The organism is Methylotuvimicrobium sp. (assembly GCF_050611805.1).
Taxonomy (GTDB): domain Bacteria; phylum Pseudomonadota; class Gammaproteobacteria; order Methylococcales; family Methylomonadaceae; genus Methylotuvimicrobium.
The window spans coordinates 74,400-99,413 of record NZ_JBNGHF010000001.1 but is presented as its reverse complement, the minus strand read 5'-3'; the positions used below and the strand labels follow the sequence as shown (position 1 = coordinate 99,413).

The 25,014-nt window shown below is 51.1% G+C and carries 23 protein-coding genes; 13 read left to right on the top strand and 10 right to left on the bottom strand.

The annotated features are described in order from the left end of the window. Nucleotides 1-37: 37 nt before the first annotated feature. The 4 genes from ACRJJO_RS00445 to ACRJJO_RS00430 form a co-directional block, all read right to left on the bottom strand. Entirely contained in the window at nt 38-1,294 is a 1,257-nt protein-coding gene (locus ACRJJO_RS00445) for a restriction endonuclease subunit S (protein WP_431064033.1), read from the bottom strand. Next, a complete protein-coding gene (locus tag ACRJJO_RS00440; RefSeq protein WP_431064032.1) occupies nt 1,291-3,282 on the bottom strand; it encodes a type I restriction-modification system subunit M in 1,992 nt (663 codons plus the stop codon). The genes ACRJJO_RS00445 and ACRJJO_RS00440 overlap by 4 nt, the downstream gene beginning before the upstream one ends. Nucleotides 3,283-3,522: 240 nt before the next feature. Next, entirely contained in the window at nt 3,523-3,699 is a 177-nt protein-coding gene (locus tag ACRJJO_RS00435; RefSeq protein WP_431064213.1) for a DUF4357 domain-containing protein, read from the bottom strand. Nucleotides 3,700-3,828: 129 nt separating this feature from the next. Beyond that, nucleotides 3,829-3,942 carry a hypothetical protein gene (locus ACRJJO_RS00430; RefSeq protein ID WP_164515585.1) on the bottom strand — a complete coding sequence of 38 codons (114 nt, stop codon included), beginning with the start codon at nt 3,940-3,942 and terminating at the stop codon, nt 3,829-3,831. 123 nt (nt 3,943-4,065) lie between these two features. Here ACRJJO_RS00430 and ACRJJO_RS00425 point away from each other — a divergent pair, with 123 nt between their 5' ends. Beyond that, complete coding sequence (locus ACRJJO_RS00425; RefSeq protein ID WP_431064031.1) at nt 4,066-4,746, top strand: hypothetical protein; 681 nt, start codon at nt 4,066-4,068, stop codon at nt 4,744-4,746. A gap of 222 nt (nt 4,747-4,968) precedes the next feature. Here the strand turns inward: ACRJJO_RS00425 and ACRJJO_RS00420 are convergent, their stop codons facing one another. Then, the gene (locus tag ACRJJO_RS00420; RefSeq protein ID WP_431064030.1) at nt 4,969-5,250 is read right to left on the bottom strand and encodes a helix-turn-helix domain-containing protein; all 282 of its coding nucleotides are present in this window, start codon (nt 5,248-5,250) and stop codon (nt 4,969-4,971) included. Then, nucleotides 5,250-5,417 carry a type II toxin-antitoxin system RelE/ParE family toxin gene (locus tag ACRJJO_RS00415; protein WP_431064212.1) on the bottom strand — a complete coding sequence of 56 codons (168 nt, stop codon included), beginning with the start codon at nt 5,415-5,417 and terminating at the stop codon, nt 5,250-5,252. The genes ACRJJO_RS00420 and ACRJJO_RS00415 overlap by 1 nt, the downstream gene beginning before the upstream one ends. Before the next feature lie 50 nt (nt 5,418-5,467). Between ACRJJO_RS00415 and ACRJJO_RS00410 the strand changes: the two genes are divergently transcribed. The 5 genes from ACRJJO_RS00410 to ACRJJO_RS00390 are packed head-to-tail and all read left to right on the top strand — an operon-like array spanning nt 5,468 to nt 12,613. Continuing rightward, on the top strand, nt 5,468-6,172 hold the full coding sequence (locus ACRJJO_RS00410; RefSeq protein ID WP_431064029.1) for a transposase: 705 nt from the start codon (nt 5,468-5,470) through the stop codon (nt 6,170-6,172). 17 nt (nt 6,173-6,189) lie between these two features. Next, on the top strand, nt 6,190-9,867 hold the full coding sequence (locus tag ACRJJO_RS00405; protein WP_431064028.1) for an ATP-binding protein: 3,678 nt from the start codon (nt 6,190-6,192) through the stop codon (nt 9,865-9,867). Beyond that, complete coding sequence (locus ACRJJO_RS00400; RefSeq protein ID WP_431064027.1) at nt 9,860-10,492, top strand: condensin complex protein MksE; 633 nt, start codon at nt 9,860-9,862, stop codon at nt 10,490-10,492. The genes ACRJJO_RS00405 and ACRJJO_RS00400 overlap by 8 nt, the downstream gene beginning before the upstream one ends. Beyond that, complete coding sequence (locus tag ACRJJO_RS00395) at nt 10,489-11,715, top strand: hypothetical protein (protein WP_431064026.1); 1,227 nt, start codon at nt 10,489-10,491, stop codon at nt 11,713-11,715. Before ACRJJO_RS00400 ends, ACRJJO_RS00395 begins: the two co-directional genes overlap by 4 nt. Nucleotides 11,716-11,719: 4 nt before the next feature. Further along, nucleotides 11,720-12,613: a DUF7281 domain-containing protein gene (locus ACRJJO_RS00390; protein ID WP_431064025.1), complete on the top strand. Its 894-nt coding sequence runs from the start codon at nt 11,720-11,722 to the stop codon at nt 12,611-12,613. 748 nt (nt 12,614-13,361) lie between these two features. On the opposite strand, the gene ACRJJO_RS00385 is transcribed toward ACRJJO_RS00390, so the two are convergent. The 4 genes from ACRJJO_RS00385 to doeB2 all read right to left on the bottom strand — a co-directional run bounded on the left by ACRJJO_RS00385 (nt 13,362) and on the right by doeB2 (nt 18,902). Next, the gene (locus ACRJJO_RS00385; RefSeq protein ID WP_431064024.1) at nt 13,362-14,723 is read right to left on the bottom strand and encodes an NAD-dependent succinate-semialdehyde dehydrogenase; all 1,362 of its coding nucleotides are present in this window, start codon (nt 14,721-14,723) and stop codon (nt 13,362-13,364) included. A 449-nt stretch (nt 14,724-15,172) separates the two neighbouring features. Next, a complete protein-coding gene (doeA, locus tag ACRJJO_RS00380) occupies nt 15,173-16,348 on the bottom strand; it encodes an ectoine hydrolase (protein WP_431064023.1) in 1,176 nt (391 codons plus the stop codon). Beyond that, nucleotides 16,345-17,622 (bottom strand): aspartate aminotransferase family protein, encoded by a 1,278-nt coding sequence (locus ACRJJO_RS00375; protein WP_431064022.1) that lies wholly within the window; start codon nt 17,620-17,622, stop codon nt 16,345-16,347. The genes doeA and ACRJJO_RS00375 overlap by 4 nt, the downstream gene beginning before the upstream one ends. Nucleotides 17,623-17,711: 89 nt before the next feature. Next, a complete protein-coding gene (gene doeB2, locus ACRJJO_RS00370; RefSeq protein WP_431064021.1) occupies nt 17,712-18,902 on the bottom strand; it encodes a N(2)-acetyl-L-2,4-diaminobutanoate deacetylase DoeB2 in 1,191 nt (396 codons plus the stop codon). A 476-nt stretch (nt 18,903-19,378) separates the two neighbouring features. Here doeB2 and ACRJJO_RS00365 point away from each other — a divergent pair, with 476 nt between their 5' ends. From ACRJJO_RS00365 to ACRJJO_RS00335, 7 genes are all read left to right on the top strand, one after another. Further along, nucleotides 19,379-19,762, top strand: coding sequence for a hypothetical protein (locus tag ACRJJO_RS00365; protein ID WP_431064020.1), 384 nt, complete (start codon nt 19,379-19,381; stop codon nt 19,760-19,762). A 313-nt stretch (nt 19,763-20,075) separates the two neighbouring features. Then, nucleotides 20,076-20,849, top strand: coding sequence for a DUF3450 domain-containing protein (locus tag ACRJJO_RS00360; RefSeq protein ID WP_431064019.1), 774 nt, complete (start codon nt 20,076-20,078; stop codon nt 20,847-20,849). After that, nucleotides 20,846-22,174, top strand: a complete 1,329-nt coding sequence (locus ACRJJO_RS00355; RefSeq protein WP_431064018.1) for a DUF3450 family protein — start codon at nt 20,846-20,848, stop codon at nt 22,172-22,174. The genes ACRJJO_RS00360 and ACRJJO_RS00355 overlap by 4 nt, the downstream gene beginning before the upstream one ends. Then, on the top strand, nt 22,174-22,698 hold the full coding sequence (locus ACRJJO_RS00350; protein WP_014150378.1) for a MotA/TolQ/ExbB proton channel family protein: 525 nt from the start codon (nt 22,174-22,176) through the stop codon (nt 22,696-22,698). Before ACRJJO_RS00355 ends, ACRJJO_RS00350 begins: the two co-directional genes overlap by 1 nt. Before the next feature lie 15 nt (nt 22,699-22,713). Beyond that, nucleotides 22,714-23,127, top strand: a complete 414-nt coding sequence (locus ACRJJO_RS00345) for an ExbD/TolR family protein (RefSeq protein ID WP_014150377.1) — start codon at nt 22,714-22,716, stop codon at nt 23,125-23,127. After that, nucleotides 23,124-23,798, top strand: coding sequence for an energy transducer TonB (locus tag ACRJJO_RS00340; protein ID WP_431064017.1), 675 nt, complete (start codon nt 23,124-23,126; stop codon nt 23,796-23,798). The genes ACRJJO_RS00345 and ACRJJO_RS00340 overlap by 4 nt, the downstream gene beginning before the upstream one ends. Beyond that, nucleotides 23,795-25,009, top strand: a complete 1,215-nt coding sequence (locus ACRJJO_RS00335) for a tetratricopeptide repeat protein (protein ID WP_431064016.1) — start codon at nt 23,795-23,797, stop codon at nt 25,007-25,009. The genes ACRJJO_RS00340 and ACRJJO_RS00335 overlap by 4 nt, the downstream gene beginning before the upstream one ends. Nucleotides 25,010-25,014: the final 5 nt, after the last annotated feature.

Sequence of the window (25,014 nt, the reverse complement as noted above, 5' to 3'; positions counted from 1 at the left end):
GGGACGTTAAACATGACTAGATTCAAATAGAGAAGGCTCATGCGGCTTGCGGCTCTTGTGTCAGATTTGATGACAATTCACCTAATGGCTCAGGCAAATCCAACTGCTCGACATCGATCATGCCGGTCATCAGACGCGGCAGCAGGATGTCTCGGGCTTCTTTGAGGAGTTGGTTTTGTCGGTGCAAATTTTCAATATTTTGGTCAATTGCCGCTCCAAATTGATTAAATTCTGATTCGGTGCGTTTATCGGGTTTTATTAATCCAATACGCAACATATCTTCCTTTGTGACTGATGCAAATATAGCACCACCACCCAGCATATCTTCTTGAAAAAAGATTTGCTTTAGCTGATAGAAAAGAAATGATTGCGAGTTATTTCTATGGCGTATTGCTGACAAGCCTCGACCTAAAATAATGTCTTCAATTGCTATATTTAGCCGTCCGACGGGAGCTCTTACGCTAAATAGAATATCTTTGGCCTTTGCTATCCTTGAACCATCGGTACTCCAGCAAGTATTTTCAGGAAACCTAAAACCGTAGTCTTTTACACCTTGATGGAAAGGCAATCCATTCTTTTCATAGTTATAAAATTCTGATTTTGGACTTTGTCCCATAACAAGTGAGCAACAATTTCCAAGAGTTGTTTTCTTCCACCCCTCCGGCAAGCTCGTTTCCGGATCTACCGGCGTGGTTTCGTGGCCGGGGAATTTCAGGCGCACGAACCATTCTTCATAGGTGATTTGCGCCATTTCTTCCAGAAGCTTGATGCGTTTTAAGTTGTTTTCAATCAGGTCGTCGTAGGCGGACAGAATGGCGGCGATTTTTTGTTGAATGCTTAAGGGAGGAATCAATACTTCAATTTTTGCTAAATTTTCCCCTGTGAGATGTTTTATTGCTGCTCCAGTAAAATAAGCATCAAAGTGACCCTGAATACCTTTATTCAGAAGTGCGTAGTAAAGAAAAACACTACTGACATTTTTTTTTGCACGAATGCGATGAAGGGCTTTTTGAATCATCATCGAAGAGGTTTGACCCTTCCAAATTGCGCACCGCCCTGGTTCGCCACCTTCACACATAACAATATCACCAGGCACCAAACCATAACGTTCAAATTCATTAGGTTCAAGCCTCATTTCCCTAAGATTGCTTAACTCAATCTCACCCCAACGTACATTTGTATTTGCAAGGTATGGTAAATAGGTTCCTTTGTTTTTGTTCTGGTCAAGCATTTTACCTAGGCACATATCAGCCAAATCTGACAGCCTTTTAGTTTTCCATAAGGCGACTGTCATGCAGCGCCTCCTACAATTTGTTCCATCAACCCATTCGCTTCAGCATTTAACTCAGCCAACTTGCGATGAATTTCTCCCATCCTACCCTGATAATCAAAATTCTCATCGATCTGAATGCTGTAACCCACATATCGCCCCGGCGTCAGGCTGTAGTCGTTTTCTTCAATCTCATTTAGATTAACAATTTTGCACAAGCCTTCGACATCGTCGTAACGGCTGTCGGGAAAGTATTGGGTCAAATGATGCCAGTCTTTCAAGGCTTGCTTGTAATCGTGCAGCGGTTCGCCGACCTGGCTTTTGCAATACCGGTTTTGATAGGCGTTGATCTCGGCGTTCAATTCGCGCAGCAGTTTGCCTTGCTCATCCAATCGTTTTTTGCCGGCGCTGTCTTTTTTATCCAGCGCTTTTTTGGCCGTATCCAGTTGGGTTTTATAGCTTTCCAGCAAACCCGCCAGCCTTGGTACCGGATTTTCAAAGGTTTGCAATAGGGCATGGCAAGCGGCGTAATCGGCATGCTTAGCCAGGATGATGCATTGCGCCAATTCAAGTTGTGCGGCCTTAAAGTTCAACGCAGTGTTGTTAAACATGGCTCCGGCACACTGTTGCCGTAACTCGTTGACGGCCTCTACCAGATTAGCGGCTTGTTCAATCGCCTGGGCTTGCAATTGCATGACTGCGTTGCTTATTGCATCTGAATCGCCGCGATAGGCGTTCATGATCGCGGCAAAGGTCAGCAACTGGCCGGGCGAATAGTCGTTGATCGTGGTCGTGACTTTGCGGAAGGTGTTGCGCGCATCGATCATCAGGATTTTGTCGCGGTTTTCTTCGCGTTTGCCGCGATCCAGAAACCAGACATGACAAGGCAGCGAGCGGGTGTAGAAAAAATTATTACCCACCGAAACGATGCAATCCACCGCGCCGGTTGCTATCAGTCTTTGGCGGATGGCTTTTTCGGTGTTGCCGGCGTCGGTGGCCGAACTGGCCATGACGAAACCGGCGCGACCCGTGGCGTTGAGGTAGTGGTAAAAATATTGTATCCACAGATAGTTGCCGTTGTCGGCCTTGGGGATGCCGATGTCTTTAAACAGGCGAGGGTCGGTCTTGACATAGTCCTTGTCTTTATCGACCTTGTTGACGTTGAACGGCGGATTGGCCATCACGAAGTCGCATTGGCCGATCAGGTCGTGCGGGTCGGAGTAAAAGCTGTTGCTTTCGATGACCTTGCCTTCGATGCCGTGGATCGCCAAGTTCATTTTCGCCAATTTGGCATTATTGGACTTTAACTCGGTGCCGTAGCATTTGATGGTTTCGTTGACGCTTTTGCCGCCGTGCTCTTCGATAAAGTGGCCGGTTTGCACGAACATGCCGCCGGAACCGCAGGCCGGATCGTGAATGATGCCGTGGTCGGGTTGAATCAGGTTGACGATCAATTGCACCAAAGACGGCGGAGTGAAGAATTCGCCGCCTTCCTGAGCGCCGGCCCCGCTCATCGAGAACTTCATCAAAAAATATTCGTAGATGCGGCCGAATACGTCACCGCTAAGGTTTTTGACAGAATCCTTGTTGAATACCCGAATGAGTTCGCGCAATAAATCCGGGTCCAGCTCCTGATAATTTTTCGGCAAAATGCCGGCCAGATCGGGGTATTCCTCCTCGATCAGCCGCATCGCGGTATTCAAGGCTTCGCAAATGCCGACGCCTTCGGGCAGATTGGCGAGATAGTCGTATTGCGATTGTTCGGGAACCAGCATGGCTCCCGCCGCCAAGAAGTGTTCTTTAGTCGGCTTTAGTTTGCCGCGCGGGGTTTCCGGCATGGCGGCTTCAATGGCAACCTTGGCTTGCTCGTAGCGATTTTGCGCATAGCGCAGCAAGATCAGCCCTAGCACAGGGTCTTTGTATTCCGCCGCTGTCAGTTTGGAATTGGCCCGCAGATTATCGGCGCTAGCCCAGAGTTCGGTTTCGAGTTGTTTGATTTGTTGCTGATTCATCGAGTTGTAGGCGAGCTTCCGTTATTTTTTTGGCGTTGGGAATGCGGCATGAGCCGCTGGACCCTCGGTCGGGTCCTAATTGATACGAATTATCCTATCATGGACATTTCGATTTGTTTAATCCCCGCCAGCATCCCGGCAAATCCCAATTTAGGGATCACAGGTATGAGGGCGTCCAAAAAAAGTGAGATAGCAGTAATAATAAAGAAACTGCCCCATTTTAACGCGGTATGGTAAACCTCATGGAGCCCCTATCGCATATGATCTAGACGAGGCAGTAGCGACTTGCTCGGCATCCCAATCGGTGTACGCCTGACCGCTTGATGTATTCCAGGCAGTACGGCCAGCTTTGCTTGAACCGCAAATAACCGAGGCCGCCATAGATGGCGTGGTAAATTTACATTCCTGAATGAACACATGCGTAAAAGGGTTACTTTTTTCGACGATCGCCGAGAGGTTTTTCTCGAACAACTCTACTAACGTCTTATTGCAGATGTTTCCCGAAGACACAAGCAATAGCTTGTATGGCACCGATGCAATCAAAAACTAACTCATAAAATCGGCATCTTTGGTGATAACGACTCTTTGTTCCGCTAACAATATTTCGTTGATACGCCAATCAGGAGTGCGTTTACCTAACGGCAAATCCCGCGTATGCATTACATCAGACCACTACTTCAGGCTATCAAAAAGATGATCTACCCCTTTTCCGATCACGGATTTTATTGCTGAGCACGGAGGCTTGTGCTAACGTTCAGGCTTTATCCAAATGAGGCGAACTCTATGAAATTAAATAAACCGTTAGTCAAAGGCTTTGTAGCCTTGACCATTGTCAACCTGATGAGTGTAAGCAATGCCAATGCCGTAATCGTTGTTGATTCCGGTGTTGATGTGATTACCCAGCGCTATACCATCGATACCGCTAATAGTCAGATTCTTTACAACACTCGCGAAATCGTTTTTGACATTGAAGACAGCTCGGGTCAAACACAACAAACTTTTGAACTGGCCGGTAGCTTCGATGTGCAGTTTCAACGTTACTGGTGGCGATATTATCAGAGTGGTGACGTCACAGGATCGCAAGGCACGTTTGAATTCATCAGCAACTGGTTGGAATTCAGCAATCCATTGTTAGAGGCTGAGGATTTGCCGGCGGACTTCGTATTCCCAACCTTTAATATTCGTACCAACAATGTCTCATTCGAAGGTAATAATGGTCCATGCAGCATGCCGTTTGGACCAAATACATATTGTACCGGGTTTTCTACAGGGTCTCTATCGGTGTTGTCGGGAACGCTTGAGGATGGTCTACTGATCTTGGACGGTTCCCAACCAATGAACTCCGGCGTCTATACCTATCATCTGGAAGCAACATCAGTTCCCTTGCCCGGTGCATGGCTGCTATTTGTCTCGATGTTGGGCGTTTTGGGCTGGATGCGTAAACAACGTCAGCTTCCAAGTTAAAGAGGGCGCTAATTCATCTGAGTAACCCGGTAGGAAGGGCTAACGTCAGTACAAGGAAAAGGGGTCAGGATACTTTTTGGGGTCAAAGCTGGCTTGGACGTTCAGGTGATCAGCAATATCATGGTCGATTTGTTTAACAGTTTGCATAATCGATTGGCTTTATAAAACAGCCTGACCAGCATTAACGCCGGAAAACACGCTGCGGCCCATTCTGCAGTATTATCATGCCGCTTCTCGCACCCGCATCTCGATATGTAAACCGGCTGATGCGGCCATATTGACTAGGGCATCTAGACCAAACAAATTAATCTTGCCGCGCATAAGATCAGAGATACGCGGTTGGGTAACGCCGAGCAATTTGGCGGCCTGCGCTTGATTTAATCCGGCGTGGATAATGTGATCTATTAAAATCCTCATTAGAGTCGAACGAAGTTTCATGTTCTCGGCTTCCTCAGGCGTGTCTTCGATAGCATCCCACACACTGGAAAATTGCTCGTTATTCATTAGGTTGGCTCCTTTAGTAAATCACGATAGCGTTTGGCGGCTAAATTAATATCTGCCTGACTGGTCTTCTGGGTCTTTTTCTGAAAACAGTGCACCACATAGACAGCGTTGGCAAATTTGGCGACATAGAGCACGCGAAATGCTCCGGTTTTAGAAAAAGGGGTCAGGTTACATTATTATGCTATTATTTCGTTAGTCCTTTAAACATACCAAAGCCATGCCTCGTCTCCCGCGCCTCGATTTGCCGAATGTCCCGCAGCACATTGTGCAACGCGGCAATAATCGCCAGCCCATTTTCTTTGATGAAAATGATTACTCGATCTATCTCGAATATCTGCGTGAAGCCTTGGTGAAGAATCATTGCAAGCTTTACGCGTTCGTGCAGATGACGAATCATGTTCATTTGTTGGCAATGAGCGAGGCGTCGGGCGGGATTTCCGGTTTGATGCAATCGGTCGGCCGGCGGTATGTCCGTTACATCAATAAGACCTACCAGCGCACCGGAACGCTCTTCGAAGGGCGTTTCAAATCGAGTTTGATCGACAGCGAGCGTTACTTGTTGACGTGCATGCGTTATATTGAATTGAATCCGGTACGGGCCGGCATGGTGGACTATCCATGTGATTACCGTTGGTCCAGTTGCCAGCATCATGTGACCGGAAGCGGCATGGAATGGTTGGAGGAGCCGCCGGAATATCGCCTTCTGGCTGCGAACCCCAAGGCCCGAGCAATGGCCTACCGCGAACTCTGCACGCAAGCCTTGGCCGACCATGACATTCGAGCGATACGTACGCATTTGAACAAAGATTGTGCGCTGGGTTCGGACAAGTTTCAGCATGAAATCGAGACTGTTTTGGGTCGACGCGTCAAAATTGCGCCGCAAGGCCGCCCCAAAAAAGCCAGAGATGGCAATAAAAAGTAACCTGACCCCTTTTAGAGATGTCTGATAGTTTTCGACTGCAAAAAATTATTCTGATCGACAGTTTTTGGCCCGGCAAGTCCGTTTTGCTGAAGCTGGACGGTCACACCAATCTGAGCGGCACGAACGGGGCCGGCAAGACTACTTTTCTGCGTTTGATGCAGTTGTTCTGGGGCGAGCGGCCGAGCAATATCGTCGGCGGCAGCGGCAGTAAGAAAGGCTTTCTGGATTATTACCTGCCACGCGGCAGCAGTTGTCTGGTCTACGAATATCAACGCCCGCACGGTCAGGTCTGTCATGTCATGGTGCAGAGCGACGGTCGCGGCGCCAAATACAAGTTCATCGACGCCCCTTATCGGCAGGATTTTTATATCGGCGAGAACGGTCTGCCGCGCGACAGCCACAGCATCGAACGCCTCTACAAAACGCTGAACGCCGAGGCTTCCCGCTTCATCGCGGTCGACGATTATTGCAGCATTATCCAGTGTCATCAGGTTAGCAGCGGCAAGCGGTGGTTGCGTCCGCTGCAGCAACGTTTTGCGATGGGTTTCGCGCCGATGACGCATATCGAGAAGGTCATCGGTTCGGTCATCGAAAAAATCGGCGATTTCGACGTGATCAAACAAATGCTGATCGATATCTCGCGCAACAAACTCAGCCAGACCTTCCTGCAGAACGAAGACGAGCAGCAACCCTTTCAACTGAATAAACAACACATCGATGCGTGGCTGTCCGATTTGACCGCGGCACGGGAGATCGAGGCGAAGCGCGGCGATTTCGACGAATTGCTGCAGACGATAGGCGAGTACAAGGAAACGCTCAAGACGCTGTCGCATATTCACTTCCTGACTCAGGACAAACACAAAGTCACCCAACAAGAAGCTGAAACGCTGGAAAACAACCTGAAGCAATTGACTCAGCAACGCGACCAACTGCAACAAAGCCACAAGGAGCAAATCGAGCCTAAAGAAGATGCCTTGACCGAAGCCAATGTCCGCCTGAAAGAATTCGTTTTTGAGATCGAACAAATGGAAAAAAAGAAACTCGAATTCGAAGAACAAGGCGCCGAAAGCTTTGCTGTCAAGGCCGCCAAGGCGGAGCAATACGCCGAACAGCAGCAGGACATTCAAACCGAGCTGGATGCGCTGGAACACAAGACTCAGGAAATCCATCGTTTCTACGAAAAGCAATTGACGGAACTGCAGCACAGGCACGAAACCCAAACCCAACTATACCGGCAGCAAGCTTCCGACGCAAAACTGCAGCAAAGCCAAAATCTTCGAGGAGCCGAGGCCGAATTCCAGCAACGCAAGGACCGGTTGCAGCAGGCTAAAGAAAGCCGATTGCAACCCGTTGAAGAGCAACGGGCTCAATTTAATACCGATTTCCAAATCAAGCAAAGCCAGCTAAAACATCCGCCTATTCCCGCCGCGTTGAGCGAGCAACAGCAGAAAAACCGGGAAGTATTGGAATCGGCGAGTAAAGTATCCAAACGGGCTTATCAGACCCAAGCCGAGGCGCAAAGCGACTACCAAATCAGGCTGAACCATTACCAGCAAACCGAACGGGAACTCCAAGATAAGAAAGCCGAAACCAAGCGCGCGGAGGAGCGCCGCGCCGATTGCCAAAAACGTCTTCGGCCCGAAGCCGGATCGCTGCAATATTATCTGGAGCACGAAGCCGAAGGCTGGCAACAAAACATAGGCCGGGTCATCGCGCCGGAGTTGTTGGATCATACCGGCCTAGACCCTCAATGGAGTGGTCCGGCCAGTCGAGACTTTTACGGCCTTAGCATAAACTTGGATGCGCTCGCTGATCGCAGCTATTTGACGGACGACAAGGCCAAACTGGAACATGAGGAAGCTAGGCTATTCGAACATGTCAGCAAAATAAAAAAAGAATGCGAAGAACTGGAAGCGGCTTTGCACGCCGCCAACAAACTGCGCGATCAGGCCAAAAACGCATTTGATAAAGCCCAGCAAGGCGTGCAACAGGCCGAAAAGATCGAGGAGAACCTGCGCAACGAGGCTAATGCGCTGGCCGACCAGACCGAAGCCGAAACAGCTAAAGCCAGGCATAAGTTGGAACAGGAAATCAACAGATTATCTGCCGACATCAAAACCTGCGACCAAACTTTGGCCGATATCGAAAATGAGCAACGACAAGCACTTCAAGAACTACAAAACGAACACCTAGCTAGCAAGTGCATCCTCGAATCGGACCTTGGGAATCTGCTAGCAACGATAGACGAGCAAATCAAAACAGATAGCGAGCATTTCAAACACGAACAAAGCCGCGTCAAGCAGCAATTGAAAAGCCAGTTAAAAGATAGTGGTGCCGATGAACAGACCTTGCTGACCTTACTGGCTAAGCTCAAGGAAGCCCAATGCCAGGAAAAAGAAGCCCGCAGGTTCCAGCGCAAAGCCGAAGAATATCTGGACTGGTTGCAACAACGCTGGCAACAGTATCCAGAACTGTGCCGGCAACGCGAGGACCGCCAGCGCCAGTTTCAACAGTTGAACGACGAAATCAAGCAATTGAAGCAGGGTTTTCAACGGCTACGGACACAGTTGAACCAGCAAATCGGTGAGCTAGAAGAACAGGTGAAGAAAAACAACAGCCTGTCGGCGCAACTGGAGCAATGCATGGAACAATTGCGCAACGCCCCGCCCGTGCGCGCCGATGGTCTACCGGAATACGCGGCCGGCACCTTGCCGCGCCTGACCCAAGACAGTCTCAAGGATCGCAAGCGCCAGGAGCATGCGATCCACAGCGGCAAGCAGATTCTCGTGCAATTGTTCGGCAAACATCACCGCAGCCAGTTGGCCGAAGCCTGGCAACAGGCGCTGGCCGCGCCAGGGAATGGCGGCCCGTTTTTTCAGAACGAGGCCTTGGAGATCGAACAGCCGTTGATTGATGTGCTGCAAATGGTCGAGCATGTCAAGCAAGCCACCGCGCAACAGATAGAGCTGCATGCGACCGGCGTCAATGCCTTTTATCAGCATCTCTACAACTTCGACCGCGCGATCAAGCACACCGGCTCGGAGCTGTCTAAATACATCAGCGAAGAACAATATTTCGTAGCGCTGGGCGAGATCACCGTCAACGTCCGCTCGAAGATGAGCGATCTGGAATATTGGCAGGCGCTGAAAAAATTCGGCGACAATTACAGTCAATACCGCGACAACGCCGAATTGATAGGCCATCGGGACATCCCCGACGAGCTGATTCAGGCGATGAGCGAGCTGACCGCGCTGCTACCTTCGTCGGGTTTCAAGATCAAGCATTTGTCGCTGTTCGACATCGAGTTCAGCATCTACGAGAACGGCCAGCTCAAGCACGCCCGTAACGCGAAGGAACTGAAGGACGTCAGCTCCACCGGACTGTCCTATCTGGCCTTGATCACGTTCTTCACCGGCGTGACGGCGATGCTGCGCAAGCAGAATCCGACTGTTGTCTGCTGGCCGATCGATGAGCTGGGCGATTTGGCGCCCGAGAACATCGAAGCGATGATGAATTTGCTCGCGAAACAGAACATACAGATTTTGTCAGCGACGCCGACCGCCGACCGGCATGTGCTCGCCCTGTTCAGCCGGCGCTATCTGCTGAACAAGCAGAGACTGCATGAGGTCGAACTGCCGGCCAGCAAGCTCGATCAATTGTTGAATGCGATGCAACGGGAGAACGCCGATGTTTAAGCAGGTCGCCGAAGCGCTGTTGAGCGGTCATTTCATTTGCCCGACCGCCTATCCCGATGCCTACGATTATTTGTCGCAGCCGGCCAATTCGGACAAGATCGACGCGTTCCTGAAACCGTTGGACAGAACCTTGTTGTCGTTGGACGGCGAGGTCTATTATGCCGCCTACACGGTCGTCGACGACAGCAACCGCGGTCCGATTCGCGAAGCCTTCGCCGAAATCCGCGCGCAATTGCGCCCGGTCGTCGAATGGATGGACATGGTCATGACCGCGCTCGGGCAGGACATGCCGATACGGGCGCGCGACGAAATCCGCATGACGCAGCTTTTGAACGCGATCGAGCACGAGCCGTCGCTGACCGAGCAATTGAACCGGCTGACTCAGTTGACGCTGTTCAAGACCAGCAAGACTGCGATCTCCGAACAGTTGTCGTGGGTCTTGCAAAAACTGGAGCAGATCGGCTATCTGGTCAAGCCGAATCCGCAGGGCTCGCTTTATCTTGCGACCGGCAAGATCGATTATCTGCACCGCATCATCGCGTTTCTGAACGACGCCGAGGCGTTGGAGCTCGACAAGCACGCGGCCAATGCCGAAGACGTGGAGCAGCAGGAATTGTTTCTATGAGTTTCGACCGGGAACAGATCGCCGGCTTGATCCGCAAGCTGGCCGGCGCCGACCGCTTGCTGGCGCAAACCTATATCGACGGAACGATGTTCGTCGACGACGACAACCGCACCGCGATCGACAGTCTGAAAAAGGCCGGCATCTTGCGCACAGCAGACGTCAGCGACGAATACCGCCTGACCGGCGACGTCAAACGCCTGATCGATCGCTTGCTGCTGCGCAATCAGCGCTATCAGCAGGCGATCGATCTGGGCAAGATGATTTTGACCGTCGAGGAAGACATCGAGGACTATCGGCGCGCGCTCGAGCGAAACGATCAGGACGAGGCGCGCTATCATCTGGAACAGATCGACGACACGCTGTACGAGGCGATCGAATCGTTGGAAACGAGCCTGTCCGTGATGTTCGCGGCGATCACGAGCCAGTTCGGCTTCGTCTCGTCGCTGAACAGCAAGATCCGGCAAAACCGTCGTGCGTTGGCGTATGCGCAGCGGCTGGTGCAGGAACTCAATCAGGTCGATCTGAACGATTGCTACGACTGGTTAAGCTGGGCCGCGATTCCGCCCGAGCTGAGCCGTAAGATCATCCGTTTCATAGATCAATACAAGAGCATCGTCGAGCGGCTGACCAGCATCGTCGCTCGCATGAAGACCTTGCTGTTCACGCTGCGTCTGCAGGAACAGACCGCGAACCGAACCCGCGCAATGGCTCAATTTCTGAGGCAACACCCGGAATGGGAACCGTTTGACTGGAGCATTGAGGAGCCCGTTCCGGAACTGCTTAGGCGCGGTCCCGGCCTGAACTTGCCGCCCGGCATCGATACGGCCAATCCAGTTCTCCAAGCCGATCTTGTCGAGATCGTGCAGGAATTGAGACGGCAAACCAAACCACTCGCGCCGCCGCCCCGAGACAATGCCTCCGCCCCACTCGACACGCAGATTCCTGAGCGAATCGAATATCATCGAGACCTTTACGAGGCCCACATCGAAAGCCTATTTGCATCGGCGCTCGAGCGGCAAGGCCGCAGCACGTCGGCGCTGCAGTATTGGCAGGGCGAAGGGCTCGAAATCAAGGCCGAATTGTGGCTGGACATGGTGTTCGCGCAATATTGCTGCTTGCCGCAGCGTATGAGAAGCGTCGTAGCGCTGGAGATGCAGGGTGAAAATCTGTCCGATTTCAACGGAAATCAAGTGATTCACGAGATTTCGCTGCGCCGGGTGTAAATGAATGAACCGAAAATTGTTCAACTGGATCAGCGAACTCGTCGCTAACCTACCGGACCGAAGCACGACTCGCCCCGTCAGCGCGCTGGGCCACGAAGTGACCGAACGTTATCGGTGCGGCCATTTGCACAAAGGCAAACTGGTCTTCACCGCGCAAGACAAGCTCGAACTGCGCCGGCGGGTCGCGGAAGAAACCGGCTTCGATCCCCTGCGCGAACGCCTGCCGGACGACAGGCTGACAGTCGCTAAACATCACGCGAACGAAAAACTGGCTGGGAAGCCTGTCAGTGAAGATTATTTGCTGCTGAACAGTCCCGACGGCGCGCTCTGCATCAACGGCGGTCGAATCACGCTGCAGCCTGCTTCGATCATGGCGGCTGGCGTGTTTTGTCCGAGTTCCGGCATCGAAACGGTCGAGCACGATGCTGTCGTGGTCGTCGAGAACCTGGCTATCATGTCTTTATGCGCTTCGTTCGAATTGCCGTCTATAGCGAGGCGGGCATTATGGGTTTATCGCGGCGATCCGAAGACCGGCTCGAAAACCAATGTCTGCCGCGATTTCGTCAAGCGTTTCGGCGCGGATAAAACGGTCATCGTGTTCAGCGACATGGACCCGAAAGGGTTGGAAATTGCTTTGACGATGCTGCACGCGAGTCATTGGCTCGGCCCGGTGCCGGGATACTGGCAGACTTGCTTGCAAAAACGTGGACTGGGGAATCGCGATGGCTATTATCTTCAGGCGAGGTCGATGGCTTATCTGAAGCGTCTTTCCAGTGACGGCGCACTGTCCAAGCCAATGAGTGCCTTAATAGAATGTCTGCAAAACGAACGCAGCAGTTGCCGGCAAGAGCACATGTACAGCCACAAAATCGAGTTGGGCTTATTGCCGATACGCTAGCGGAAGGTCTTGATACGAACGTAATGCCAGGCGTAGGGTACTCATTGCGGACCCTAGAGCCGTAGGATGGGTAGTAGCGAAGCGGAAACCCATCGCTTTGTTTGAGTGCAGGTACGGTTGCGAGAACGCTGCCATTTACCAAATCCGCGATATGCTGTTACCCAAGCTCTAGCTTGCACTGCCATTAAGTTAAGGATTTTTCCGTTCGCTCTGAGCCTTTCGAAGGGTGAATGGAAAAATCCTGGGTCGATAAGTTAAGCCGTCCATGGTTCGACAGGCTCACCACGAACGGCTTAACTTAATGGCAGTGAGCTCTAGCTTGGGAAAGAGCGAGATGTGGGTTGGCTGTTTTTAGCTTGACGCGCAGGGCTTGCAATCCCCGTCCTGCTAGGGATATGCTGATCTTTGGACTTTAGCTGAAGAAACTTAATAATTACTGTGAAAGTTCATGGTGCCAGTCTTATTAACTAATTTTTCGATATACAAAACTCTGTTCCGGCACTGCCGGTTCCGAGAAGGGTGCGGTTGCTCGACCGGCAGGCGTCGGCGGCAGGGAAAGCCGCCGTCGAGCCTACATGGACGTATTTACCCAGCACCTAAATTATCTCTGTAATTAATCATGGCAATAGGCTATGGAATTTAGGTGCTGGGTTTATGGCGTCCTGTCGGGCGAGTAACCGCGCCCTTCACCACGCGCCCGCGGTTAGGCCAGAATTTGTAAACGTTCGAACGATAAACTCCAAGAATCTTAACCCAGCCAAACTTGCTGCGCGTTGACAAATTCGTGCATGCCATGCGGCCCAAGTTCGCGGCCGAGTCCTGAGCGCTTGACGCCGCCGCTTGGTAGTCTGGGGTCGGTTTTAACGATGCCGTTGACCGCAACTTGACCGGTTTCCAATTGCCGAGCCAGCTTTTCGCCTCGCGACCGCTCCGTCCAGATGCTGGCGGCTAGACCATATTGACTGTCGTTGGCTAAGCGCATCGCTTCGTCTTGATCTTCGGCCTTGATAACGACGGCGACCGGGCCGAAAGTCTCTTCTCGGGCGGCGGTCATATCGTTCGTGACGTCGGTCAGTAAAGTGACCGGATAAAAATAGCCCGGCCCCTCCGGTATCTCGCCGCCGAGTCTGCATTGCGCTCCGGCGGCAATCGTTTCTTGAACCTGGCGATGCAGGTTTAGCCGCAGGTCTTCTCGCGCCAAAGGGCCGATGTCTGTGCTTTCCTCATTCGGGTCGCCTAGTTTCAACTTGCTTAGACGTTCTTCAAGCCGTGTCACGAGTTCATCATGAATGCCGGCTTCGACAATGATGCGTTTGGCGGCGATACAAGATTGGCCTGCATTGATGATGCGCGACAGCGTAATTACATCGGCGGCTTTGTCCAAATCGGCATCGGCCAGTACAATGCAGGGGTCGGAACCGCCCAATTCTAGAACGACCGGTTTGATTTCAGCGCCGGCGATCGAGGCCACGACAGTGCCGGCTCTATCCGAACCGGTCAACGAGACGGCTTGTACGCGTGGATCGCGAATGACCGCTTCTACATCGGTGTTCGACAAGGGTAGATTTTGCAATAGACCGGCCGGGGCACCGCTCTGCTCAAATAGCCGCGCGATTGCTTCGGCGCAGGCCGGAACGTGCGGGTCGTGCTTCATCAGGCAGGTGTTGCCGGCCATCAATGCCGGGGCGCAAAAGCGAAAAGCCAGCCAAAATGGTGCGTTCCAAGGCAAAATGCCCAGTACAACGCCCAAAGGCAGATATTGCACATAGCTAAGACTGGCGTCAGATGCCAATGTATCTGGGGCAAGATAGCTCTCGCCATGTTCGGCGTAATGGTCGGCGCAGAGCGCTGCCTTCATCACTTCGGCGCGGGCCTCCTTGATCGGTTTACCCATCTCCAGGGTCATCAGCGGCGCCAACGATTCTACATCATTGCGTAAGCGCTGAGCTATGTTACGTAACACTTGCGCGCGTTGCGCAAAGGATTGTTTTTTCCAATCTGCATAGGCTGTTTGCGCGCGATCAAGAGCCGCATCGCGATCGACGGCGTCGAGTTCCGGGCTTACGCCCAATAATTCACCGGTGGATGGATTAATAACTTGTATGCTCATTAGTTTCGTTCTCCGTTGAATAAGCTACTCCCTTTATAATCAAAAATTAGCTAACTTTATGAAGGTATGGGGCGTGGCTCGCGAGGATGTCGGCAGCAGGGCAGATTTTTGCTCCATGCAAAATCTGCATTCACGCCATCCTTGGCGTTCGAGCGCTGCCGTCAAGCCCTCATGGATGGGTTCACGGCGGTCATCGATAGACACACCTCATACCTTTTATTCTTAGACGGTTTTTCGATCAAAAGGGAGTAGATTAGGAATATCATGATTCATCGTTCCCACGCTGTTGAGGCCGTAAGTTAGTGGATACAACATAAAAAATTTATACACCATGAAGAACATGAAGGAACTGAAGAAAAAGCCTATAAAGTCAACAATCTAATTCTTCATACTGTTCATGGTTATTTCATAATCTTTGGAACGTGGGAGCCAAGAATAACCCTCCTTGCCTAAGCCCCGTACTCGGGCTTTACGACAAAATCCTGATCCAGCGTGAAAAAGGATTCGCAGCCATTTTCTGTCACGTAAAGCGTGTCCGATATGCCCATGGTTTTATCGCCTTCGACGCCCCACATCCACGGGATGATGTGAAATGTCATGCCTTCTTCCAGCACCGTCGAAATGCCTTGCTTTAGGCTGATGATGTAACCTTCGTCCCAGCTTGGCGGAAACGCGATGCCGATCGAATAGCCCGAACGCGTGATCAGCCTGCCGCCGATGTCGTTGTCGGTGATGATCGCGCGTACCAGATTATCGGCGTCCGAGACCGTCAGGCCGGGACGCATGATTTCTTTCAGCCGTTGCAGCGCAAATTTCATTTTTTGCTGAGCCTTATAGAATGTATCCGTCATATCGCCCAGAACGACGGTGCGCATCATCGCGGTATGGTAGCGCCGATAGCAGCCGCCGACTTCGAGGAATATGTGCTCGCCCGGTTGTACGATGCGTCCTTCCCAAGTTGCGTGGCCGATCATCGTGCGTGGGCCGCTGGTGACATAAGGCATTACTGCGGGAGTCTCGCCGCCCGCTCGAAACATGCCGGCACTGATCGCGGCTCCGATTTCGTTTTCGGTCGCACCGGCCACGCAAGCCTCGAATCCGGCCATCATACCGGCTTCGGTCGCATGGGCTGCCTTGCGCATGATTTCGATTTCCACAGGTGATTTCGTGATGCGTCCTTGTTCGACGATGCCGAAACAATCCAATAAACGCCCGTCGGTAAAGGTCGTGTGAATCGAGTCTTGATGATAGGCCGGAAAGAAGTAGCTGTTGCGTTCGTAACCGATATGTTTGCCATTCAAGCCGAATTCTCGAAGCGATTCCACGAGCATTTGAATGGCGTCGCCGGTATCGGGATAAGGTCGCGTGATTTCCACCCAAGTCCGCGCATAAACATTGGATTCTTCGAGTTTTCGAGTGATCATGAACGGCTCGTTGTCGAGCGGGATGACCAGGGCCTGAAAAAACGAATAGCCGGTCGTTTGATAGTCGGTTAGATACATCAGGTTTTCCGGATCGCTAATTACGACAGCGTCGAGCAGCCGTTTTTGCATCCGCCCACGCAGTTCGTCGATTCGGCGTTGGTATTCCGCGAACGGAAAAGTCATGTCGTCGCGTTCAATCATAAGGCCTCCAAAGCATCCGCTAAGACGCCCGAGAAAATCGTTAAACCTTCGAGCAGATCGGCTTCCGGAATCGTTAGCGGCGGAATCATTTTGATGACCTTGCCGCCAGTTCCGCAGGCGCTGAGTAGCAGTCCGTGTTCGAAGCAAAGATTGACGATGTTTTTCGCTAAGGCGCCGTCGGCGATGTCGAGTCCTTGCAGCATGCCTTTGCCGCGCACTTGAAGCCGCCCTTGACCGAAGCGCTCCGCCAAGTCTTCGAGATGCTGCTGCATCTTGGCGCCTTTGAGCGTGACATCATTCATCAATGCGTCATTGTCGAAATAGGACAGCGCGACTTTGCCCGCGATAAAGGAGAAGCCTTGGCCCCGGAAAGTGCCGGTATGTTCGCCAGGTTGCCAATGTTGGTCGTGTTCCGGCTTGACCAAATTCATCGCCAGCGGTGTGCCGAAGCCGCCGATGCCTTTGGCTAACGTGATAATGTCCGGTTCCAAATCCATGCCGTCAAAACTGAAATATTGACCGGTGCGCCCGCAACCTGCCTGGATGTCGTCAAAAATCAATAGCGCGCCCAGATCGTGCGCCAGTTTTTGCACGGCGTGCAACCATTCTCGACTGGCCACATTGACACCGCCTTCGGCTTGAATCGGTTCGACTAAAAACGCCGCCGGCGGTTCCAAGCCGCTCGACGAATCGGAAAATTGCGCGCGTAATTGCTCAAGCGATTCCAGGCCGCAGCCTAATTGACAACCGATACAAGGCTTTTCGCAGCCGAAGGGTTCATGACGGACATATTCCAGTGGTACGCCGGCGGCATTGCGGAAATATTGGTTTGCCGTGCAGGCCAGCGAGCCCAGTGTCATGCCGTGAAAACCGTGATTGAACGCAATGATCGTACGGCGCCCGGTGACCTTGCGCGCCAATTTCAGCGCGGTTTCGACCGCATTAGTTCCGGTCGGTCCCATGAATTGCATTTTGTAATTCATGTTTCGCGGTTTAAGCACGGAATTGGCGAAGGCTTCGATAAAATCGCGTTTCGCCGTGGTGTAGGTGTCCAGACTGTGGGCTACGCCATCCGCCTCGATAAAATCGATCAAGGCTTTTTTCATCAACGGGTTGTTGTGGCCGAAATTGAGTACACCGGCGCCTGCGAAGAAGTCGATATAGGATTTTCCCGACTCATCCACTTGACGGGCATTGGAGGCCGATTTGAAAACGGTCGGATACACACGGCAGTAGCCGCGAATTTCGGATTCCCATTGTTCAAAGACTTTCATGAATACTCTCCTTACGGTTGACAGGGCAACAAATCGCCCGATTAATGCTTATCCGGCAATATTGTTGCCGGATAACGCTTTTACTTGTGCTACGTTCGAGTGTGAAGTGAGTTAATCTCATCCGGCAAGGGCGCGCCGGCCAAACGGGCATAAATGCGCGCGACTCGATCGATCAATTTGTCATTGAAATCGTATTCGGGGCTATGGCAGGAGCGTTGATGTGCTGCAATGCCGTCATCGGTGCCGATTAAAGCGAAAGCGCCCGGAATCGCATTCAGGTAATAATGGAAATCCTCAGAGGCCATGATCGGAACAGGCGTATTTTGGCTTAGGCTACCCCCACCTAATTCCTGCATCAATGTCCGGCGATAAAAAGCTGCGGGTTCGGGGTGATTGATCGTCGCTCCATATCTTGGAAAGACGGTAACGTGGCAATCGACCTCATAAGCCGCGGCGGTGGCCGTTGAAATGTCCTGAATGCATTGCGTCAATCGGTCGCGTGTGAATTCGTGAGCAATGCGGAAGCTGCCGCCGATCAGAGCCTTGTCCGGAATCACGGTGGGCGAGCTGGAGGCTTCGATCGAGGTGACACTCAGTACGGCGGCTTCCTGAGGCGGCAGTCGACGCGATAGCGTCTGTTGCAGGGCCATGACGATAGCTGCTGCCGCAAGTACAGGGTCTCGACAGGCTTCCGGTTGGCTCGCATGACCGCCTTGTCCGTGTACTTCGATTTCGAAAGTTCCGTTACCCGCCATGACCGTGCCGTCGGGACAAACTGCCTGACCGAATGGAATCGCCGGCCAATTGTGCCATCCGAATATGACGTCGACATCTTCGAGCGCGCCGTCTTCGATCATACGTTTGGCGCCATGACCGCCTTCTTCGGCCGGTTGAAACAACAGGCTTACCGGGCCCGGCAAGCAGTCTTCGTGGATTTTGAGCCAGTGTGCGGCCGCGATCAGCGTGGCCGTGTGGCCGTCATGTCCGCAGGCGTGCATGCAGCCTGCCGTTTGCGAGGACCAAGCCACGCCGCTGTTTTCATGGATAGGAAGTGCGTCGATGTCGGCGCGCAAGGCGATGTGACGACCGCTTTTATTACGCGCCAATCGGGCCACGGTGCCGGTGTCGGCGCAGACGCGCCAAGCGATGCCTAAACGGGAAAGTTCATTGCGAATTCGCTTCGCGGTTTCCTGCTCCTGCCAGCTTAGTTCAGGTTTCCGATGTAGCGTATGGCGAAATGTCACTGAATCTTGAATTAACTGATCCCATTGTACGGCCATATTTCATTACTCCCGTTTGGGCTTTTCTTCCGGATTGCTAGGATGTTAAAGATTGCTATTACCGAAACAAGAAACCAGCAGACTTTCATCATAGGTAGCCTGAGTGGACTATAGGTAACACCATACCCTTTTTGGCTAAGCAGAACAAGAAAGGCTATAAAGACCAGCATTTCCCAATTTGGGGGTCAAAAAGGGTGTGGGTGTGCTTGGCGTTCGAGCTGTAGTTAAGCCCAGCACCTAAATTCCATAGGCCATTGGTAATGATTTAAAATCATGGGTAATTTAGTTACTGGGTTTGCGGCGTTCCTCGATAGGCACATCCCACATACTAAGATCGGCGAAACTGCTCAAATTGGGAATTGCTGCTAAAAAGGCAGTTATTTGGAATATAAAACAAGGAAAGAAAGGCAAGGTTTTAAGTAACTATTCAGTACATGGAGGTTGGTTGGTGCCCGACACCTTTTCGTACATGACTTATGCTGAATAATTACGGTTTTAAAAGTCAAAGCTTAATGACTTTTATCAGGTTTAGGCGAAAAGATGCCGAAAACTTTAACTATGACCCAGTGGCTGCAGGCAGGTTTTTAAACACAGTTCGCGAATACAGCGATGCGATGCTTGGTCCAGGCAATGAAAATCAGCCGCACAGAGTTGTCGGTTTGCTAGAAGTAACTGAATTTTCTCCGGATCGATCTCGATGCGTATCGGGCATGGTTTGTCATAGAAATCCGACTTTTCTTGCATTAGGTTATTTGCCGGAAAAGAAGCTTTCTGGCGTCGGAAACGAATTGCCGACATTTTTGCGAACAACCAGCGGCCTAGTGCGATTTGAGAATAATATAATTCCAACAATTGTTTGATGGCTAATTCAACAGATAGCGATAGTGGATTTAATTTTAAAATGTTCATATATGGCTTTATGTGTTGGTTTCCGGGACGCAATGAGCTTTTGCTGTAATAGTAATGAGAACGATTGTTATTTGCAAATAAATTATTTAACTCTGTTAACCCTGCTCGATAGTGCTTGTGGCATAGCCTAACAATAGATAATTGATTCTTCGGGAAGTATAGAGAGAAACCGTAATTTACTTCATGACATAGCTAAATGACTCTTGTTTGCATTTACAACTGTGATAAAGTTACTTTCGTTTTAACGTTATTCGGATTTAATTTATGTTTTTAACGTGCCGATTTCCCAAGGCTCTGGCCGGCGTTACCCTATTATTTTTGTCAGCCGGCGCTTATTCGGACCCTTTGAATCAAGCAATCGACACCGGTCTGTCGACCAATAAAGCAGCCGTCGATTCGCAAAAAACCATCGACCGGCTCAGCGATCAAACTCAAAAAATGCTCGAGGAATACCGCACGGCAAGCCGTCATGCGGATACCTTGAAGACTTACAACCAACATCTAAAAGATTTGCTTGCTTCTCAGCATCAGGAGAAAACCTCTCTCGAACGTCAGCTAGACCGGATTGAGGACACGCAACGCGAAATCGTGCCGTTGATTCTGCGCATGCTCGACAGTCTCGAGCAATTCATCGCGTTGGATGTGCCGTTTTTGCCTGAAGAGCGTCAGGAGCGCTTGAGTCAGTTGAAAGACATGATCAATCGCGCCGACGTCACCCCCGCCGAAAAATTTCGCCGCATCATCGAAGCGTTTCAAGTTGAAAACGAATACGGCAATACTATCGAAGCTTATCGGGCAGATCTCCAATTGGGCGGAACTGTCAGTTCGGTCGATTTTTTGCGCTTGGGCCGTGTAGCGTTGTATTTTCAACGTCTCGACGGTAGTGAAACCGGTTACTGGAATAAAGAGACGCAATCTTGGGAAACTTTACCTTCGAGCTATCGTAATGCGATACGCGACGGGCTAAGAATTGCCCGTAAGGAAGCCGCGCCCGATTTATTGACGTTACCGATACCGGCGCCGGAGGCAAGCCAATGAGATTAATGATTTTACTGCTGGCCGGTTTATTGGTGTCCGGTAATGCGATAGCCGACCGGCTTACGCTCGATCAATTGCTGAAAGAAATTCAAAAATCCCATGGCATCGAAGGCAAAATTAATCGCGAACGCGAGGCCCGGTTCGTTGCCGATCATGCCAAGCAGCAGGAATTGCTGCAGTCGGCTAAAAACGAATTGGCGGCTCAAGAACGTTTGAGCAAGCAATTGAAGGATCAAATGGAGGCGAACGAGCAAGAACTCGATCGTTTGCAAAACGAGCTCGATAGCCGTAGCGGTATTCTGCGCGAATTGACCGGCGTCGCGAAACAAGCTGCCGGCGATTTGAAAGCCGATCTGGAAAACTCGATCGTTTCGGCGCAGTTTCCGGAACGTTCCGGAAAATTGGCCGCGATGACGCAAAGCAAGGCATTGCCAACCTTGGAGGAGCTTGAATCGCTTTGGTTCTATCTGCTTCAGGAAATGACCGAATCCGGCAAGGTCGTCAAATTTAATAGCGATATTTTGACGGCTTCGGGCGAGCCGCGCCAGGCCGAAGTTGTGCGCATCGGCACTTTCAATGCGATTGCCGACGGGCAGTATCTCCGCTATTTATCAGAAACCGGAAAATTGGCCGAATTGGCGCGGCAACCGGGCAGCAATTATAACAGTCTTGCCGAGAAATTTGCCTCGGCATCATCCGGGACCGTTGATTTAGGCGTCGATCCGACACGCGGAGTGATTTTAAGCATGCTCATCCAAGCGCCCGATTCTATTGAACGAATTCAACAAGGCGGGGGGATCGGCTACATTATCTTGCTGTTGGGCGGTTTCGGTCTTATTTACGGACTGTATCGTTTGTTGATGTTAACGCAAACTCATAAGCGGGTTAACGAGCAAATTTCCTCGACAGAGGTTTCCGAAGCCAATCCTCTAGGCCGCATCATTGCTGCGGTTGAAGAAAATCAGACGCAAAATACCGAAACGCTAGAATTGATTCTCGACGAAGCGATCACCCGCGAGGTGCCAGTCTTAGAAAAAGGCTTGTCGATGATCAAACTATTGGCCGCAGTCGCACCGCTGTTGGGACTGCTCGGTACCGTTACCGGTATGATCGCGACCTTCCAATCGATCAGTCTATTCGGTACCGGCGATCCGAAATTGATGGCGAGCGGGATCTCGCAAGCCTTGGTTACGACGATGCTGGGTTTGTGCGCAGCCGTTCCTTTACTGTTTTTGCATAGTCTATTGGCTTACCGTAGCCGTGCGCTGATTCAAATTCTGGATGAACAAAGTGCCGGCATCATCAGTCGCCGGGCCGGGAAGTAATGAACGGGTTGTTCGCTATTTTCGATTCGGTCGGCCATTTTCTCGATAGCGGCGGCATCGTTTTGAAGGTTATTTTGTTCGTTTCTATCGGCTTGTGGTGCCTGATCGCCGAACGTTTGTTGTATTTTCGGTTTAACTATCCGAAGGATCGGCAAGTATGGCTGGAACAATGGGAAAGCCGTGTCGATAAAAGTTCTTACGATGCGCATAACATTCGAAATTTTATTATTTCCGAAGCGAAGCTGACGATGGGTAAGTCGTTGACTATCATCAAAATGCTGATCGCCTTATGTCCGCTACTCGGACTATTAGGTACCGTGACCGGTATGATCCACGTATTCGATGTAATGGCCGTGACCGGAACAGGTAATGCCCGGGCGATGGCTTCCGGTATTTCGCTGGCGACGATTCCGACCATGTCGGGAATGGTGATTGCGATCGCCGGTCTTTATTTCAGTAAAACGATTGAAGAACGCGTCAGCGACGAAACCCATCATTTAGCCGATTTATTGAAATTCCAATAACGAGATTGTTTATTTATGCGACGTACTACCAGCCGCTCGACATCCGATCAAATTTCCGATATCGATATGACACCGATGCTCGACATCGTGTTCATTATGTTGATTTTTTTTATCGTAACGACATCTTTCGTCAAAGAATCCGGTATCGATGTTAATCGACCCACCGCGCAAACGGCCGAGAAAAAAGAACAGGCCAATATTATTGTGTCGATCAAGGCCAACGGCGAAATATGGATCGATAAACGCGCGGTCGATGTCAGGGCGGTTAGAGCCAATGTTGCGCGCTTGCAGGCCGAAAATCCGCTCGGTTCTGTCATCATTGCCGCCGATCGCGACACCAAGACCCACGTTCTGGTTCAAGTTATGGATCAAATTCGATTGGCCGGTATCACTAATGCGGCGATTGCGACGGAAACGGAATCGAAGTGAAGCGTTTTTCGATTTCTTTATTGGCCGGGCTAGGCGTTACGCTGGCTTTGTTTTGGCTGATGCAAGCGATGGTGATGCACAGAGAAAGCGGTTTGAAGAAAACCGATAACGTGCAAATGGTCGAATTCGTTCGCTTGAAACGAGAGACCAAGCCTCAGGTTCAGGAAAAAAAGATCGTCAAACCGCCGCCTCCGCCGGAAAAACGTCCGCCGCCCCCGCCGATGCAAACGCAGCACACACAACCGATGGCCGCCGCTCAACCGAATTTAGCGATTCCGAATTTGAGCGTGCAGTTACCGAGCGCTCGTTTCGGCGGTTCGGCTCTGGAAGGCTTGACGGCTGGAGCGGCAGCTACCTCGCCTGCCGCGCCGAGCGCAGCGGTCGGTACCGGCACGATCACGACCGATGTTATACCATTGGTACGTATTCCGCCGCGTTATCCGATGCGTGCGGCGAGCCGGCGTATCGAAGGTTGGGTGAAGGTAGAGTTCACGATTACGAAAACCGGCGAAGTCAGCGATGCGGTTGTGGTCGAATCGCACCCTAGCAGTATTTTTAACCGCGAAGCGCTGGCCGCCGTTAAGCGTTGGAAATTCAAAGCGAAAGTGGTCGATGGCAAGGCCTACGAACAAAGGGCTCAACAAACCTTGGAGTTTAAACTGTCCAAATGAAGCGAACGCACTTATTTAGCTTACTGCTTGTTTCATTAATGAATGCGCCGGTTGCAGCCGCGGCTGATTCCAAGCAAGCGACAATTTCTCCGGCGCTGTATCAAAAAATTCAGTCTACGGAGCGACTTATCGCCGATAAGGCTTACGGCAAGGTCGAACAGCAGTTGTTGGCGATGGTCGGCGAAGTCAAGGCCGGCGGCTTGGATCAAGCCGTCGTGTTGCGGAGCCTGGCTTCGGTTTATGCGCTCAAGGAACAGTATGCAAAGGCAGCCCAATGGCTGTCAAAAGCCGTTGCATTAAATGCCCTGCCTGACAAACAACAGCAAGATGCGCTTTTAAACCTGGGGCAGCTGTATTTGGCTTCCGAGCAATATGCCAAGGCGATTGAGGCTTTAAAGCCATGGCTGGCAAAAAATTCGGTGCCGGATGCACAAACTCATGTGTTGTTGGCGAATGCCTATACTCAGTTGAAACAATATCGTAATGCCTTGCCGCATATTTCCAAGGCCATTCAATCGACTGCCAAGCCCGAGGATTCATGGTATCAGCTGCAGCTCGCGTTGTTTTATGAATTAAAAGACTATCAATCGGCGATCCCGTTATTGCGCAAGCTGATGGTCGTTAATCCGGAAAAAAAAGACTATTGGACGCAGTTAGTTTCTGTTTACCAGCAATTGAACCAGTTTACGCAAGCGGCCACGGTCATGCATCTGGCATACAAAAAAGGCCTATTGAATTCGGAAAAGGAGATTTTGGATTTGGTTAATTTATTTCTATATGCCGGGCTGCCATATAAAGCCGGCTCAGTATTGCGGTCCGAGCTTGATGCGAAAAAAGTTACGAGTACGGTAAAAAATTGGGAATTACTAGCTAACGCCTGGAAGCAGGCAAGGGAGCTGGAAAAAGCAATTCAAGCTTTCGAGATGGCCTCTAAACTCGATGACAAAGGCAGTCTTTATCAACAGCTCGGACAAATCTATTATGAACAAGAGAACTGGAAGGCAGCCATTGCCGCGATGAATAAGGCATTGGCGAAGGGAGGATTGAAACAGCCCGGCCAAGCTTATATGATTCTTGGGATGAGTTATTATGAAAGCAATAACACCGAACAGGCCCGCCAATCTTTTGCCAAGGCGAAAAGTTTTCCGAAAAATAGAAAAAACGCAGAGCAATGGCTCAGTTATCTAAGTAAAAACAACGAGACTTCTTGAGCGGC

What these genes read in the sequence shown, in the direction of transcription:
- ACRJJO_RS00445 (WP_431064033.1), bottom strand. Translation starts at nt 1,294, where the DNA reads ATGACAGTCGCCTTATGGAAAACTAAAAGGCTGTCAGATTTGGCTGAT.
- ACRJJO_RS00440 (WP_431064032.1), bottom strand. Translation starts at nt 3,282, where the DNA reads ATGAATCAGCAACAAATCAAACAACTCGAAACCGAACTCTGGGCTAGC.
- ACRJJO_RS00430 (WP_164515585.1), bottom strand. Translation starts at nt 3,942, where the DNA reads ATGCATACGCGGGATTTGCCGTTAGGTAAACGCACTCCTGATTGGCGT.
- ACRJJO_RS00425 (WP_431064031.1), top strand. Translation starts at nt 4,066, where the DNA reads ATGAAATTAAATAAACCGTTAGTCAAAGGCTTTGTAGCCTTGACCATT.
- ACRJJO_RS00420 (WP_431064030.1), bottom strand. Translation starts at nt 5,250, where the DNA reads ATGAATAACGAGCAATTTTCCAGTGTGTGGGATGCTATCGAAGACACG.
- ACRJJO_RS00410 (WP_431064029.1), top strand. Translation starts at nt 5,468, where the DNA reads ATGCCTCGTCTCCCGCGCCTCGATTTGCCGAATGTCCCGCAGCACATT.
- ACRJJO_RS00405 (WP_431064028.1), top strand. Translation starts at nt 6,190, where the DNA reads ATGTCTGATAGTTTTCGACTGCAAAAAATTATTCTGATCGACAGTTTT.
- ACRJJO_RS00400 (WP_431064027.1), top strand. Translation starts at nt 9,860, where the DNA reads ATGTTTAAGCAGGTCGCCGAAGCGCTGTTGAGCGGTCATTTCATTTGC.
- ACRJJO_RS00395 (WP_431064026.1), top strand. Translation starts at nt 10,489, where the DNA reads ATGAGTTTCGACCGGGAACAGATCGCCGGCTTGATCCGCAAGCTGGCC.
- ACRJJO_RS00390 (WP_431064025.1), top strand. Translation starts at nt 11,720, where the DNA reads ATGAACCGAAAATTGTTCAACTGGATCAGCGAACTCGTCGCTAACCTA.
- ACRJJO_RS00385 (WP_431064024.1), bottom strand. Translation starts at nt 14,723, where the DNA reads ATGAGCATACAAGTTATTAATCCATCCACCGGTGAATTATTGGGCGTA.
- doeA (WP_431064023.1), bottom strand. Translation starts at nt 16,348, where the DNA reads ATGATTGAACGCGACGACATGACTTTTCCGTTCGCGGAATACCAACGC.
- ACRJJO_RS00375 (WP_431064022.1), bottom strand. Translation starts at nt 17,622, where the DNA reads ATGAAAGTCTTTGAACAATGGGAATCCGAAATTCGCGGCTACTGCCGT.
- doeB2 (WP_431064021.1), bottom strand. Translation starts at nt 18,902, where the DNA reads ATGGCCGTACAATGGGATCAGTTAATTCAAGATTCAGTGACATTTCGC.
- ACRJJO_RS00365 (WP_431064020.1), top strand. Translation starts at nt 19,379, where the DNA reads ATGCTGAATAATTACGGTTTTAAAAGTCAAAGCTTAATGACTTTTATC.
- ACRJJO_RS00360 (WP_431064019.1), top strand. Translation starts at nt 20,076, where the DNA reads ATGTTTTTAACGTGCCGATTTCCCAAGGCTCTGGCCGGCGTTACCCTA.
- ACRJJO_RS00355 (WP_431064018.1), top strand. Translation starts at nt 20,846, where the DNA reads ATGAGATTAATGATTTTACTGCTGGCCGGTTTATTGGTGTCCGGTAAT.
- ACRJJO_RS00350 (WP_014150378.1), top strand. Translation starts at nt 22,174, where the DNA reads ATGAACGGGTTGTTCGCTATTTTCGATTCGGTCGGCCATTTTCTCGAT.
- ACRJJO_RS00345 (WP_014150377.1), top strand. Translation starts at nt 22,714, where the DNA reads ATGCGACGTACTACCAGCCGCTCGACATCCGATCAAATTTCCGATATC.
- ACRJJO_RS00335 (WP_431064016.1), top strand. Translation starts at nt 23,795, where the DNA reads ATGAAGCGAACGCACTTATTTAGCTTACTGCTTGTTTCATTAATGAAT.